Origin of the sequence: Silanimonas sp. (assembly GCF_044377035.1) — a bacterium.
In the GTDB taxonomy this organism is placed as follows: domain Bacteria; phylum Pseudomonadota; class Gammaproteobacteria; order Xanthomonadales; family Xanthomonadaceae; genus Silanimonas.
In genome coordinates this window covers 47741-61107 of record NZ_JBILJW010000001.1, presented here as the reverse complement: position 1 = coordinate 61107, position 13367 = coordinate 47741, and the positions used below count along the sequence as shown (strand labels likewise).

Genomic DNA, 13367 nt, shown 5'->3' with positions numbered 1-13367 from the left:
GCGCGCCTCGCGAAACCCTAGCCGGGCCGGCTGAAGCGATGCTCGAAGTGAAGAAGAGCCGGCACCTCGCTCGCGCCGAGCCAGTCGATTCCCCGCAGGCCGCCCTCGCCTTCATCGAGCGCGTGTCGGTGGTCGAGGCCACCCACAACTGCTGGGCCTATCGCATCGGCGCCGCCTACCGCTTCAGCGATGACGGCGAACCGTCCGGCACCGCCGGCAAGCCCATCCTCGCTGCCATCGACGGGCAAGGGCTCGATGGCGTCGCCGTCGTGGTCACCCGCTGGTTCGGCGGCATAAAGCTCGGCGCCGGCGGGTTGGTGCGCGCCTACGGCGGTGCCGCAGCCGAGGCCCTGCGCACCGCGCCGCGGAAGGCCATCGTCCACTGGGAATCGCTGGTCGTGCAGGTCGGATTCGGCCACGTCCAGGTCCTCCACGCGGCGCTGGCGGCTTTCGGGGCGGTGAAGCGCGACGAGCAGTTCGACGCCGAAGGCCTGCGGATCGCCTGTGACCTGCCGACCGACGCCGTCGAGGCCTTCGAGGAGCGCCTGCGGGACGCCACCCGTGGGCTGTCGAAGGTCTTCCGCGAACGCTGAGCCCGCGCCCGGGGCAATGCGACAATGGCGGCATGAGCGATCCCGCACCGGCCCCCACGCCCAAGCCCAGCCCGCGCCAGAGCGTCAATTCGCTGCGCGGCCTGCTGCCCTTCCTGTCGCCCCACCGACGCCTGCTCGCGGCGTGGCTGGGCGCGCTCGCCCTGTCATCGGCCGCAACGCTGTCGCTCCCCGTCGCCGTGAAGCACATGATCGACCAGGGCTTCAGCGCCGGCGGCGACATCGACCGCTGGTTCCTGCTGATGTTCGGCGTGGCGGTGCTGCTCGCGCTCGCGACTGCCTTGCGCTTCTACTTCGTGTCGATCCTCGGCGAGCGCGTCGTGGTCGACCTGCGCGCCAAGCTCTACGGGCACTTCCTCTCGCTCGACCAGGCCTTCTACGACCGCTCGCGCTCCGCCGAGCTGGTGTCGCGCCTCTCCGCCGACACGGAGCTTCTGCGCAGCGTCGTGGGCTCCAGCATGTCGGTGGCACTGCGCAGCGTCGTGACGGTGCTGGGCAGCCTCGCGATGCTCGTGGTTACCAGCCCGAAGCTGGCGGGACTCGCGGTGGTCGGCATCCCGCTCGCGGTGCTGCCGATCGCGCTCGGCGGCCGGCGCGTGCGCAAGGCCAGCGAAACCTCGCAGAACCGCGTCGCCGAGGCCAACACCCGTGCCGGCGAAACCCTCGGCGCGATGCACACGGTGCAGAGCTACGCCCGCGAAGCCTACGAGCGGCAGCGTTTCGGCGATGCGTTACGCGCCACGCTCGATGCCGCCGCCAAGCGCGTTCGGTTGCAAGCGCTGCTGACGGCCACGGCGATCGTCCTGTTCTTCGGCGCCATCGTGCTGGTGCTCTGGAGCGGCGCGCAGGCCGTCATCGCTGGCAGCATGAGCGCGGGCACGCTCGGCCAGTTCATGCTCTATGCGCTGATCGGCGCCGGCTCGGTCGGTGCGCTCACCGAGGTCTGGGCCGAAGTGCAGCGCGCCGGCGGCGGCATGCAGCGGATCGCCGATCTGCTCGCCGAAGAGGCTGCGATCACCACGCCGGCCGTGCCGACGCCCCTGCCCGCACCGGTGCGCGGTGCGATCCGCTTCGAAGGCGTGCGTTTCCACTACCCCACGCGCCCCGACGACGCCGCGCTCGACGGTCTCGACCTCGATGTCCGGCCCGGCGAGACCGTCGCCCTCGTCGGCCCCTCGGGTGCCGGCAAGAGCACCGTGCTGCAGCTGCTGCTGCGCTTCCATGACCCGCAGCAAGGCCGCATCACCCTCGACGGCATCGACCTGCGCACCCTCGACCCGCAGGCGCTGCGGAGCACGATCGCCCTCGTGCCGCAGGACCCGATGATCTTCGCGGCGAGTGCCGCCGAGAACATCCGCTACGGTCGCCTAGAAGCCACCGACGACGACATCGCGCACGCGGCGCGACTGGCCGAGGCCGACGAGTTCATCCGCGCGCTGCCCGAGGGCTATGCCAGCGAGCTGGGCGAGCGCGGCTCGCGGATCTCCGGTGGCCAGCAGCAGCGCGTGGCCATCGCCCGCGCCCTGCTCAAGGACGCGCCGGTGCTGCTGCTGGACGAAGCCACCTCGGCGCTGGACGCACAGAGCGAGCACATGATCCAACAGGCGCTGGAGCGCCTCATGGCCGGGCGCACGACCCTCGTTATCGCCCACCGGCTAGCCACCGTGCTCAAGGCCGATCGCATCGTGGTGATGGACGGCGGCCGCATCGTCGACATCGGCACGCACGCGGAGCTCCAGGCCAAAGGCGGGCTGTACGCCGAGCTGGCGCGGCTCCAGTTCGGGCATGGGCCGTCGCCCGCCGCCCCGGCTTCGACTACGCTTGGCCCACTTCCTTGACGGTGGCCCCGATGTTCGACGCCTCCCTGTCCGACGCTGATCGACTGGCCCGCGCCCTCGGCGCGATGGCCGCCCTCGCCGAACTCCGCGGTCGCCCCGCCGATGTATTGCCCCGCCTGCTGGCCGAGCTGAAGGACGCCTGCGGCGCCGACGGCTTGGCCTTCGAGCGGCGCGAGGGCGATGAACTCGTGCATGTCGCCACCGTCGGCAGCTTCGCCACCCTCGTCGGCTCGCGCGGCGGCGTGACCGGCAGCCTCGGCGGTTCGGCCCTGCTCAGCCGCAACGTGGCCCTGGCCCCCGACACGATGACCGACGCGCGCGTCGATCGCGGTCTCTGCCTGCGCAGCGAGTCGGCGGCGCTCGTCGCCGTTCCCGTCGATGTCTCCGGCACGCCGGCTGGCGTGCTGATGGCCGGCTGGCGAACGGCGCACGGCTACTCCGACGCCGCGGTGAACCTGTTGCGCATCGGCGCGGGCATCATCGCCGCGAGTGTCGCGCGCACGCTGCTCGCCGATCGCCCCGAAGACCCGGAGCGCCTGCTCGCGAGCGCCTTCTCGCAGACCAGCCACCGCGAAGCCGGCGAGCGTCGCCATGGCGACCTCGACGTCCTCACTGGCCTGCTCAAGCTGGAACCCTTCCAGACGGCGCTGAGCACCAGCGCCGCCCACTGGTCGCCCAGCCAGAACAGCGCCGTGCTGTTCATCGACCTTGACCGCTTCCATCGCATCAACGAGGCGCATGGCCACGCGGTGGGCGATACCGTGCTGCAGCGCGTGGCCGACGTGCTTCGCCGCTGCACCCGCGGCCATGACATCGTGGCGCGCCTCGGCGACGATGATTTCGCCGTGCTGCTGAACCGCCTGTCGAACCCCGAGCTGCAGGCCGCCGTCGCCGCCGAGCGCATCATCGATGCCGTGCTCGCCGACAACCTCACCAACGAGTCGATGCCGCGCATCGAGCTGTGCATCGGCGCGGCACTGATCGACCGCGCGGGCCTCAACGCCGAGCGCGTGATGCGCGACGCCGAGCACGCGCTGCACGCCGAGAAGACCGACCGCCGCTGAGCGCGGAAGCTCAGCGCGGGATGGCGGGGTCCCCACTGCCGGCCGTGGACAGTGCCTCGAGCAGCCGCTCGGGCAAGGCCTGCCGTCCGAGCCAACCCCGCTGCGTGCCGGTGAGCACACGCAGCATCTGACCGCGTCCACCGGGCAGGCGCCCCATCGGCACGAACAGCGCGTCACGAAGCGCGGCAATGGCGTCCCGCTCGCCTTGGAACACCGGCGTCAGCCAGCGGCTCCAGAACTGGTAGATGCCCACGTGGCGGCGGCGCTCGCGGGCGAAGGTGCGAAGCGCGGCATCGAGGGCCTTCGCCTCCGGCGAGGCGCCATCGGGCATCGTCCTCAGCGCATCGCGCAGCGCGAGCGCGTCGAGCAGGGCCATGTTCACACCCTGCCCCAGCTGCGGGCTCATCGCGTGGGCGGAATCGCCGCAGAACACCAAGCGGCCGCGATGCCAGGGGCCATCCATCACGACGTCGCGGTAGGTCGCGCGGGCGAGCGTTCCCGCCTCGGAAATGCCGGCCACGAGTTCGGCCGCTTCCGGCCACAGCGCAACGAGTTCCGCCTTCCATGCGTCGAGGCCCTCGCGCTCCCACGCCTCGAAAGCCTCGCGCGGCAGGCTCCAGAAGAAGCTCAGCATCGGCTGCGTGTCGCCGGGCCGCGTGCCCACGGGCAACACGCCGACCATCTTCCGGGCCTGGCGGTAGCGTTGCCGCAACTCATGGGCATGCGCCCAACCGCGGTCCTCGCACAGGCACCACAGCGCGCCCCACGGGTACACGGCGTCCATCGAAGCCACGCCCGCCGTCGCCTGCCGCAGTGCGGAATGCGCACCGTCCGCAGCGATGACGAGATCGAAGGGGCCGTGGCGCTGGCCACGGGCATCGACCAGCGTACCGTCGTCGTCGACGCGCTCGATCCGCGTGCCTGTGGTGATGCGGTCGTGGTCCGGCCACGCGGCACGCAGGGCTTCGAACAGCGCGCCGCGCTGCAGACCCCAGCCGAACAGTCGGGCGTCGAGCCCGGCGTAACGCATGTCCATCACGGCGCGATGGCCGCCGCCATGCGGCGTGTCGCCGAAAAGCCGATCGATGCGCCGGCCATGCGCCATCACCGCCTCGAGCAAACCCATTTGCCAGAGCGCACCCAGCCCGGTGGGTTGCAGCAGGAAGCCCGCGCCGACCGGTCGCGGGGCCTCGGCCTGTTCGAACACCTGCAAGCGATGACCGTCGCGCGAGAGCAGCACCGCCAGCGCCTGGCCGGCGGTGCCGTAGCCGACGATGGCGATGTCGAGTGGCCTCATGCGCGTCGGGGGCCGCGATCGAGGCTCAGGCTTTCAAGGCCCGCAGCAGCCCGGGCAGCGGCTCCGTGGCGGCGGCCATGTTCGCCAGCACGTCCTCGAGGGTGATTACCTCATCGGTCCGCGCGCGGCCGGCCGCCCAGTTCGCGACGATGGCGAGGCAGGCGTAGTCGAGCCCGAGTTCACGCGCGAGCGCGGCTTCCGGCATGCCGGTCATCCCGACGAGGTCGCAGCCGTCGCGGCGCAGGCGTTCGATCTCCGCCTTGGTTTCGAGGCGCGGGCCCTGCGTGGCGCCGTAGCAACCGCCATCGACCACCGGCACACGGGCGGCCTTTGCGGCCTCCACGAGAGCCCGGCGCAGCGCCGGCGTGTACGGGTCGCCGAAGTCGACGTGCAGGGCCTCGCCCTCGCCGTCCCACAGGCTCACCGTGCGGCCGTGCGTGTAGTCGATGATCTGGTCGGGCACGCCGATGACGCGGGGGCCCCAGGCTTCGGTGATGCCGCCCACCGAATTGACCGCGACGATGCGGGTCGCGCCGATCGATTTCAGCGCCCACAGGTTGGCGCGGTAATTGATGCGATGCGGCGGCATCGCATGGCCCTCGCCGTGGCGGGCCATGAAGGCAATGCGATGAGGGCCGAAGCCGCCGACGCGCACCGGCGCCGACGGCGTGCCGTAGGGCGTGTCGACGGTGTGCGTCTCGACGCCGTCGAGTTCCGCCAGCTTGTAGAGGCCCGTGCCGCCGATGACGGCGAAGTCGATCGCACGGCTCATGCCTTCGGCTCCCACGCGTAGATGGCCGGCAGGTTGCGGCCCTGCTCGTGGAAATCCATGCCGTAGCCGTAGACGTAGTAGTCGGGCACCTCGAGACCGATGTGTTCGGCCTTCGCATCAGGCGCGCAGCGGTCGTGGACCTTGCGGCAGAGCACGGCCACGCGCACTTCGGCGGCGCCCTGGTCGCGGCACCACTGGGTGATGCCGACGAGCGTGTTGCCCTCGTCGAGGATGTCGTCGACGACCAGCACGCGACGGCCCTTCAACGCCGTCTGCGGGCGGTGCAGCCACACCAGCGTCTCGCCCGTGGTCTTGCCGCGATAGCGCGTGGCGTGCAGGTAGTCGAACTCGAAGTCGAGGCCGGCTTCCAGCGCGAGGCCAGTGGCGAACAGCATCCCGCCGTTCATCACGGTCAGGAACAGCGGCGGCTCGGCGACATCGGCATACACCGTGCGGAGCTCGGCGGCGACGCGGGCGATGGCGGCGTCGATGGCCGCGCGGTCATGGATCACGCGCGAATCGCGCAGGGCGTCGGCCAGCAGGGGGCGGGTCATTCGGAGGTCTCAGGCGATGAACGGGGGCGCGCCAAGCGCGGACTGGATGGCGGGGCGGCGGGCATCGGCGAGCAGCCCCTGCCAGCCGAGCGCGCCGCGGCCCATCAGGCCGGTGAGCGCGGCCGTGTTGGCCGGTCCGCGGCCGTCGCAGGCCTTCAGGCTGTCTTCGACCAGCGCCGGGGCGCAGACCAGCACCACGTCGCAACCGGCGTCGAGGTGCGCGTCGATGCGGGCCTTGATGCCGCCGGCCGATTCCGCCGCAGCCATGCCGATGTCGTCGGAGAACGCGACGCCGCGGAAGCCCATGCGATCGCGCAGCACGTCCTTCAACCAGAACGGCGAGTAGCCGGCCGGTTCCGGCGCGATCGCCGGGTACGTGACGTGGGCGAGCATCACCGCTTCGGCGCCCGCTTCGATGCCGGCCACGAAGGGCACGAGGTCCTCGCGCTCCAGCACGTCGAGCGGCCGCGGGTCGATGGCTTCATCGAAGTGCGTGTCTTCCAGCACCGAGCCATGGCCCGGGAAGTGTTTCAGCGTCGCGGCCATGCCGGCGGCGTGCATGCCCTGCACGTAGGCGCGGGTGAACGCGGCGACCACCTGCGGATCGGCGTGGAAGGCGCGGTCGCCGATGGCGAGGTTGCCGCGCCCGAGGTCCACCACCGGCGCGAAGCTGAGGTCGAGGCCGATGGCGCGGATCTCGCTGGCCATCAGCCAGGCGTGCTCGTGCGCGAGGCGCAGGGCGGCGCCGGGGTCGCGATCATGCAGCGGGCCGAACGGCGCCAGCGCCGGCAGCTTGGTGAAGCCCTCGATGAAGCGCTGCACGCGGCCGCCTTCCTGGTCGACGCAGAGCAGCTGCGGGCGCGGTGCCGCCTCGCGGATGGCGGCGGCGAGTTCGGCCACCTGCTGGCGCGAGGCGAAGTTGCGCTTGAACAGGATCACGCCGGCCGCTTGCGGATGCTGCAGCCAGTCGCGCTCCTGCGTGGTGAGTTCCGTACCAGCGATGCCGAAGATCAGCACGCGTGTTTCTCCTCGTCGGTCCACTGCGCGTACGGCCGGGCCGACAGCGCGAGGTTGTAGTAGCGGGCGTGCTCGGTGACTTCCGAACCCGCCCATGACGGTCTCTCGAAAGCCTCGTCGACCGCGCCCAGTTCGATCTCGGCCACGACGAGCCCGGCGTTGTCGCCGTGGAACTCGTCGACTTCCCACAGATGGGCGCCGACGGTGACGTAATGCCGGGTCTTGTCGATGGCGCCGCCGACGCAGAGCGCCAGCAGGGCTTCCGCATCGGCCAGCGGGATGGCGTACTCGAACTCCTGCCGCGAGGCCCCAAGCTCGCGCGACTTCAGGTTCAGCGCGGCCTGCTCGCCGGCGATGCGCACGCGCACCGACGCCTTCTGCGCGCCGGCCTGCAGGGATGCCGCGTCGTTGAGGTAGCCCTGGGCCATGCGCTGGTGGCGCGAGGCCTGGGAACGCCACGCGTCGCCCAGCACGAGGAACTTGCGTTCGATCTCGATGCCCATCAGCGGCGCTCGAACACGGCGATCGACTCGACGTGCGCGGTGTGCGGGAACATGTCCATCACGCCGGCGCCGAGGAGGGTGTAACCGCGCTCGTTGACGAGGAAGCCGGCATCGCGCGCCAGCGAGCCCGGATGGCAGCTCACGTAGACGATGCGCGGAATGTTCTTCAGCGGCAGCTGGGCCAGCACTTCGGCGGCCCCGGCACGCGGCGGGTCGATCAGCAGCTTGTCGAAGCCATCGCGCATCCACGGCTCGCCCGAGAGGTCCTTGGCGAGGTCGGCAGCGAAGAAGCGCGCGTTCGGCAGGCCGTTCGCCTCGGCGTTCTGCCGTGCCCGCGCCACCAGCCCGGCGTCGCCCTCGACGCCGACGACGTCGAAGCCGCGCCGCGCGATCGGCAGCGTGAAATTGCCCAGGCCGCAGAACAGGTCGAGCACGCGCTCTCCGGGCTTGAGCTGCAGCAGCTCGATGGCCCGCGCGATCATCTTCCGGTTCAAGCCGGCGTTGACCTGGATGAAGTCGAGCGGCCGGAACTGCAGGCGCACGCCCTCATCGGCGCCCACATCCTCGGCGCTGAGATCGAAATGCAGGTCGAGGTGCTCGGGCCACAGCGGCGCGACCGTATCGATGCCGCCCGGCTGGAGGAACACCGCGACCGCCTCGCGCTTGGCGAAGTCCGTCAGTTTTTCCAGGTCGCCGGCCGACAGCGGCTCCAGATGGCGGAACACCAGCGCCAGCACGCCGCTCTCGCGCGGCGCACCGCCGTCCAGCGCGCCGTCGCCGGCAATGAACTCGATCTGCGGAATCGTGCGACGACCCTCGAGCGACTCGACCAGCGCCGACAGCGCTGGGATGCGCTGGCCCACGGCCGGAATCACCGTGTGGCATTCGGTGAGGTCAGCGACGAAGCGCGGGTCCTGCTCGCGGAAGCCCACCAGCGCCTTGGCCTTTTTCTCGACCCAGCGCACCGAGAGGCGCCCTTTGCGGCGGTAGCCCCATTGGGCGTCGCGGATGGGCGTGAACCACTCGCGCGGCTCGACGTGGCCGATGCGCGCCATGTTCTCGGTGAGCACGCGGTCCTTGGCCTCGATTTGCCGGGCCTCGTCGAGGTGCTGCATGGCGCAGCCACCGCAGGTGCCGAAGTGCGCGCAGCGCGGCGCCACGCGATCGGCCGAGGCCTCGAGCACCTCGAAGGCCGCGGCCTCGTCGAAGTGGCGGTTCTTCGCCGTCTGCTTCGCCCGAACGCGTTCGCCGGGCAGCGCGCCGGCCACGAACACCGCCTTGCCGTCGCGGCGACCGACGCCCCGGCCGTCGTGGGTCAGGCCGTCGATGGCGATCTCGAAATCAGGGTCCAGTCGTTGCCGCTGTCGCGCCACGGGAAAGCTCGGGAAGAACGGGGCGCGATTTTCGCACGCCCGGGCTTACTTCTGCTTCCAGGCCCCGGCGCTGTCCTGGTACCACCAGCCGGCGCGGGCCTGGGCCACCCATTCCTTGGCGAAGATCTGGCGGATCTGCGTCTCCCACTCCGGATGGCCGTTGGCCACCGCGATCTCGCGGTAGACGGCGTTGCGGTCGCGGTTCTCCTCGGCGACGGCCTGGTTCGCGGCCGTGCGCTGCGCCAGCGGCACCTTGGCCGGGTCACGCAGCACCACGAGGCCGTCGTTGCCGAAGCCCATTGCCCCGGCGTCGAAGAGCGGCGCCAGCGTGCCCTGGAATCGCTCGGCCATCCGCGTTTGGATGGCTTGGATGGCCGGCGTGCGGATGCGGATGTCGACGTTCTCCTGCGCCATCGCGCTGCCGATGAAGAAACCGACCGGGTCGAAGCGCGTTTCGGTATGCGAGAACACGCGGGCCGGAGCGACGTCACGGCCTTCGACCGTCGCCGCGACGAAGCGGGCGGCTTCGCCGTTCTCGATGCCGGCCGAACCGCCGCTGTCCGCGGGCGCCTCGCCGATCACGTCCTCGACGAATTCCTCGGCCGCCTTCTGCGCCTCCGCGGCCGGGAAGTACACATTGATCGTCACGCACGACGCCAGCAACGCGACGGGCAGCAGCAGGGCAGAGAGCTTCAGCAGGGGCTGGCGCATGGCGATCACCTCGATGGCGGGATGTCTTGGATGCTAACGCCGTGGCGCGCGCGCCGCGCAAGCCGATGACCTGCCACCGTCGCCCGGCGTTCAGGCTGGCGACGACGCTCGCCGGCCACGCGAGGCCTCCCTCATTCGATGCGAAGCGTGTCGCCTTCCGTCGCGTCCTTCAGCCGCGAGACGAGTGTCGGCCAATCGACACTGCGCCGGAAGCCGACCACCTCGATCCGCGGCAGGCCGCGCCCGTCGATGATCACGTAGCCGTCGCCGCGCTTCTTCAGGCCGGTCATCGCGCAGCGGTTGTCCTTAAGCACGCAGCCGATGCCGATGCGGTCGTAGCCGAAATCGTCGAAGGTGCGCAGCAGCCGCGCCTGCAGGCCGGCAATCAGGCCGGAGCCGCCGAGGTCGGAAATGTCCTGAACCGCGCGCTGGCTGACGCGGCGCGAGCCCTCCCAGTTCCGATCGGTGAGCAGCCGCGCATCGAAGGCCACGGGCGTCCAGTCGACGAGGCGCAAATCGCGGATGCGTCCGTCGAGGCGGCCGGTGATCTCGCCGAAACCGAAGGCGCCGGTCAACGGCGCGAGGTCGATGTCCTGGAAACGGACGCTGGCCGCCAGTGAGGGCGCGACGCCGAACGGCCGCTCGAGCGCGAGATCGTCGATGCGCACCTCGCCGCCGAACAGCTGCATGGCCAGTCCGCCTTCGAAGCTCACGCGATTGCGCTCATAGAGCGCGTTCGGCAGCGTGCCGCCGATCGTGCCTTCGAAGTCCGGCCAGCCGAGGCGCTGCGACAGGCTGCCGAGGTCGAGCGCTTCGAGGGCCAGCCCCATCTCGATCCGCAGCGGCGCCTCACCACGCGCCGGCCGCCACAGCAGCCGGTCGAGCCGCAGGTGCCCGCCGAGCATCCCGGTGCGCAGCGGCGCCGCAAGCGCGAGCTGGCCTTCGCTGCTGCGGAAGTCGAGCTGGCCCGCCTCGATGCCGATGCCGTACAGCGCGGCCGCGCGCCACGCGAGGCGACTGTTCGCCAACGCCGAATCACGCGACCAGCGCACGCCACCGTCGAGCCCCGCCAGCGAGAAGCGGCCCTTCGGATCGATCGCGATGGCATCGCGCAGATCGACATCGAGCGCCGACAGTCCCTCGGCATCGAAGCCGAAGGCACCGCTGCCCTGCCCGGCCAACTGGAGTTCGCCGAAACCGGCCGGCGCGAGCACGCCGTCGAGGTAGCTCCTGCGCAGCGCGGCCAAGTCCGGCGATCGCCAGCGCGCCGCGAGCGCCGTCACGTTGCCGGCCGCATCGAGCGACGCATCGCCCACCGCCGTCAGCGCAGCGGCGTCCTCCCATTGCCAATGCGAGAGCCGCCAGCCGCCGTCCGCCTCGGATTCGGCATCCAGCTGCAGGCCCACTCCGGCGGCTGGAACGGCCAGATAGATCGGGCTCACCAGCAGCTCGCCGGCCTTGAGGGCCCCACGCAGCGTGAGGCGGGTTCGTTCCGGGGCCGCTGCCGACGCGGGCGTCGTCACATAGCGCAGCGTCAGGGGGACGGCCAGGCCGGCACCCGCCAGCAGGCCGTCCGGCGTGTCGAAGGCGAGGCCTTCGAGCCGCAGGTCGGCATCGACGCGGGTCTCGGGCGTCCCGGCAGGAACTGTCAAGCGGCCCGACACGGTGCCGGCGCCGAGGCGGCCGCCGGCCCAGAGTTGCTTCGCGAAATCCTCAAGCCAAGCCAACGGAATGCGCTGGGCCGCCACCCGCCATGGCGAGGCGAGGTCCTTGTCGACGCGAATCGACCGCCGCCCCTGCGACCAGTGCGCTTGGGTGCGCGCTTCCGAAAGATCGACGGCCAGCCGTCCGGCCGAGCGGCCACCGACCTGCAGGGGGCCCTCGCAGGCCAGAGGTTCCAAGGTCAGCACGCGTTCGCAGGTCCACGCCACGCGGTCCAGGTGGAGGGCGAGGGCCGGGAGCGCCACGAGGCCTGCTTCCACCGTCAGCCCGACGGGCTCCGCGCCCGTCGCTCCCGTTCGGAGCCGCATCGCCACGGCCTCGGCGCGGGCCGTACCGGCGTCCACGCGTTCGATGGCGACGCGCAGCTCCCGGGCGCCAACCTCGGGCGCCGCGAGCATGAACGCCAACCCAAGCGCCGCCGCCGAGAAGAGCAGCGTCAGAATTTTCCTATAGTGGCTCGCCGCGAGGGCCGGCATCCTGCTTGGGGAACGCATCGAGGAGGGATCCGTGAGCCTACGCTTCCTGGTGGTCGAAGATGACCCCGCCAGCCGCGAATTCGCCCGCAGCAGCCTGGCGCCGTTCGGCATTGTCGACACCGCCCGGACTCTGGCGGATGCCGGTGCGCTCTGTGCCGACAACGACTATGCGCTCCTGTTGCTCGATGTCTCGCTGCCCGACGGGCAAGGCGACGGCTGGCTCGCCCGCCAGCGCGCCCTCGCCAACCACACGCCGGCGGTGGCGCTCACGGCCGAACTCGACGCCGAGCGACGGCGGCGACTGATGGCCAGCGGGTTCGTCGAGGCCCTCGGTAAGCCGCTGTCGGAGGCGGCGTTGCGACAGGCGTTGGCGCCGTGGCTCGGAGCATCCCGCTCGGCCTGGGACGATGCCCAGGCGCTCTCGGCGCTCGGCGGTTCCGATGCCGCCTTGCGACGGATGCGCGCCCTGTTCATCGAGGAATTGCCACGCCAACGGGAACGGGTGGTTGCCGCGCTCGCCGACGGCGACACCACTGGGCTTCGCGCCGTCCTGCACCAGCTGCGGGCTGGCTGCGGCTTCGTCGGCGCCAGCGCCTTGGCCGGCGCGGTCGAAGCCCTGCATGCGGAACCGGCCGACAGCGAAGCCGCGATGCGGCTACTCCGACGGATCGACGAGGCGCTCGCCAGTCCCGGGGGCTGAGCGCCCCACCCGCGCGACCTCGGCCATCAGGCTCCACGCTTTGAGGGGCTTGCCGCCGAGATGATGCGCCAGAATGGCGCGCAGCCCGCGGCGCAACTCACCGAGCTCTTCCGCCGGCGGGCACCGGTCCTCGGCGAGCGCCAGCAACGCGCTGCCGCGCAGGCTGTCCGGTGCATGGCTGCGATCCCGCCAGGCGCCATGTTCGGGATCGATGCGATAGCGCGCCGCTGGGTCGAGCGCCTCACCTTCGGCGGTTTCTCCCCAGGGCAGCCCGAGGCCGAGGGCGTCCAGCAGGTCGCGCTCGAAGCGGCGGAGGGTCCAGGCCAGCGGCTGCGCGCCGGTCGGCGGCGTCACCTGCGCCAGTTCCTCGCGCAAGGCCTCGTAGCGCACGAAGACCTCGGGCACGGCGTCTTGCCGCGGCAACAGGCGCAGCAGCAGCTCATGCACGTAGAAGCCCGCCAGCGCCGCGTCGCCGGCATGCCTAGGCGCCGCATCGACGGCCTCCCAACGCGCCAAGGTCCAGAGCTCGCCGCGCTGGGCGGCGTCGAATTCGATGGCCTGCCAAGGCTGCAACGCCGCGCGCCGAGCCTGCTGCTTCGTCCCCTGCACGCCGCGCGCCACCACGCCGATGCGGCCGTGGTGCTCGCTCAGCAGTTCGACCAGCAGGCTGGTCTCGCGCCAAGGCCGCGCATGCAGCACGAAGGCGCGTTCACCGCCGACGCGCACGGC

General features: G+C 71.3%; 13 protein-coding genes. 4 read left to right on the top strand and 9 right to left on the bottom strand.

Translation table 11 applies throughout. The annotated features are described in order from the left end of the window. The first annotated feature begins 38 nt into the window (after positions 1 to 38). From ACIQ6S_RS00330 to ACIQ6S_RS00320, 3 genes are read left to right on the top strand one after another with little or no spacing between them, the layout of a single operon-like run. A complete protein-coding gene (locus ACIQ6S_RS00330) occupies positions 39 to 593 on the top strand; it encodes an IMPACT family protein (RefSeq protein ID WP_397606739.1) in 555 nt (184 codons plus the stop codon). A gap of 32 nt (positions 594 to 625) precedes the next feature. Beyond that, positions 626 to 2449 carry an ABC transporter transmembrane domain-containing protein gene (locus ACIQ6S_RS00325; protein ID WP_397606592.1) on the top strand — a complete coding sequence of 608 codons (1824 nt, stop codon included), beginning with the start codon at positions 626 to 628 and terminating at the stop codon, positions 2447 to 2449. A gap of 11 nt (positions 2450 to 2460) precedes the next feature. Further along, entirely contained in the window at positions 2461 to 3513 is a 1053-nt protein-coding gene (locus ACIQ6S_RS00320) for a diguanylate cyclase domain-containing protein (protein ID WP_397606591.1), read from the top strand. Between the two features lie 10 nt (positions 3514 to 3523). On the opposite strand, the gene ACIQ6S_RS00315 is transcribed toward ACIQ6S_RS00320, so the two are convergent. From ACIQ6S_RS00315 to ACIQ6S_RS00280, 8 genes are all read right to left on the bottom strand, one after another. Beyond that, complete coding sequence (locus ACIQ6S_RS00315; RefSeq protein WP_397606590.1) at positions 3524 to 4810, bottom strand: FAD-dependent oxidoreductase; 1287 nt, start codon at positions 4808 to 4810, stop codon at positions 3524 to 3526. A 25-nt stretch (positions 4811 to 4835) separates the two neighbouring features. Continuing rightward, complete coding sequence (locus ACIQ6S_RS00310) at positions 4836 to 5582, bottom strand: S-methyl-5'-thioinosine phosphorylase (RefSeq protein WP_397606589.1); 747 nt, start codon at positions 5580 to 5582, stop codon at positions 4836 to 4838. After that, complete coding sequence (locus ACIQ6S_RS00305; protein WP_397606588.1) at positions 5579 to 6136, bottom strand: hypoxanthine-guanine phosphoribosyltransferase; 558 nt, start codon at positions 6134 to 6136, stop codon at positions 5579 to 5581. Before ACIQ6S_RS00305 ends, ACIQ6S_RS00310 begins: the two co-directional genes overlap by 4 nt. Before the next feature lie 9 nt (positions 6137 to 6145). Continuing rightward, positions 6146 to 7153, bottom strand: a complete 1008-nt coding sequence (gene nagZ, locus ACIQ6S_RS00300; protein ID WP_397606587.1) for a beta-N-acetylhexosaminidase — start codon at positions 7151 to 7153, stop codon at positions 6146 to 6148. After that, entirely contained in the window at positions 7147 to 7656 is a 510-nt protein-coding gene (locus ACIQ6S_RS00295; RefSeq protein WP_397606586.1) for a CYTH domain-containing protein, read from the bottom strand. The genes nagZ and ACIQ6S_RS00295 overlap by 7 nt, the downstream gene beginning before the upstream one ends. Further along, entirely contained in the window at positions 7656 to 9029 is a 1374-nt protein-coding gene (gene rlmD / locus ACIQ6S_RS00290; RefSeq protein WP_397606585.1) for a 23S rRNA (uracil(1939)-C(5))-methyltransferase RlmD, read from the bottom strand. The genes ACIQ6S_RS00295 and rlmD overlap by 1 nt, the downstream gene beginning before the upstream one ends. A 45-nt stretch (positions 9030 to 9074) precedes the next feature. Beyond that, positions 9075 to 9740: a YdbL family protein gene (locus ACIQ6S_RS00285; RefSeq protein ID WP_397606584.1), complete on the bottom strand. Its 666-nt coding sequence runs from the start codon at positions 9738 to 9740 to the stop codon at positions 9075 to 9077. A 131-nt stretch (positions 9741 to 9871) separates the two neighbouring features. After that, the gene (locus ACIQ6S_RS00280) at positions 9872 to 11956 is read right to left on the bottom strand and encodes a hypothetical protein (RefSeq protein ID WP_397606583.1); all 2085 of its coding nucleotides are present in this window, start codon (positions 11954 to 11956) and stop codon (positions 9872 to 9874) included. A gap of 13 nt (positions 11957 to 11969) precedes the next feature. On the opposite strand from ACIQ6S_RS00280, the gene ACIQ6S_RS00275 reads away from it, so the two are divergent. Continuing rightward, complete coding sequence (locus ACIQ6S_RS00275) at positions 11970 to 12638, top strand: response regulator (protein WP_397571966.1); 669 nt, start codon at positions 11970 to 11972, stop codon at positions 12636 to 12638. Here ACIQ6S_RS00275 and recO read toward each other — a convergent pair. After that, positions 12594 to 13364 (bottom strand): DNA repair protein RecO, encoded by a 771-nt coding sequence (gene recO / locus ACIQ6S_RS00270; RefSeq protein WP_397606582.1) that lies wholly within the window; start codon positions 13362 to 13364, stop codon positions 12594 to 12596. The two genes, ACIQ6S_RS00275 and recO, sit on opposite strands and share 45 nt — an antisense overlap. Between the last annotated feature and the right edge of the window lie 3 nt (positions 13365 to 13367).

Excerpts from the sequence above, each read along its gene's own strand:
- ACIQ6S_RS00330 (WP_397606739.1), top strand. The coding sequence starts at position 39 with ATGCTCGAAGTGAAGAAGAGCCGGCACCTCGCTCGCGCCGAGCCAGTC.
- ACIQ6S_RS00325 (WP_397606592.1), top strand. The coding sequence starts at position 626 with ATGAGCGATCCCGCACCGGCCCCCACGCCCAAGCCCAGCCCGCGCCAG.
- ACIQ6S_RS00320 (WP_397606591.1), top strand. The coding sequence starts at position 2,461 with ATGTTCGACGCCTCCCTGTCCGACGCTGATCGACTGGCCCGCGCCCTC.
- ACIQ6S_RS00315 (WP_397606590.1), bottom strand. The coding sequence starts at position 4,810 with ATGAGGCCACTCGACATCGCCATCGTCGGCTACGGCACCGCCGGCCAG.
- ACIQ6S_RS00310 (WP_397606589.1), bottom strand. The coding sequence starts at position 5,582 with ATGAGCCGTGCGATCGACTTCGCCGTCATCGGCGGCACGGGCCTCTAC.
- ACIQ6S_RS00305 (WP_397606588.1), bottom strand. The coding sequence starts at position 6,136 with ATGACCCGCCCCCTGCTGGCCGACGCCCTGCGCGATTCGCGCGTGATC.
- ACIQ6S_RS00295 (WP_397606586.1), bottom strand. The coding sequence starts at position 7,656 with ATGGGCATCGAGATCGAACGCAAGTTCCTCGTGCTGGGCGACGCGTGG.
- ACIQ6S_RS00285 (WP_397606584.1), bottom strand. The coding sequence starts at position 9,740 with ATGCGCCAGCCCCTGCTGAAGCTCTCTGCCCTGCTGCTGCCCGTCGCG.
- ACIQ6S_RS00280 (WP_397606583.1), bottom strand. The coding sequence starts at position 11,956 with ATGCGTTCCCCAAGCAGGATGCCGGCCCTCGCGGCGAGCCACTATAGG.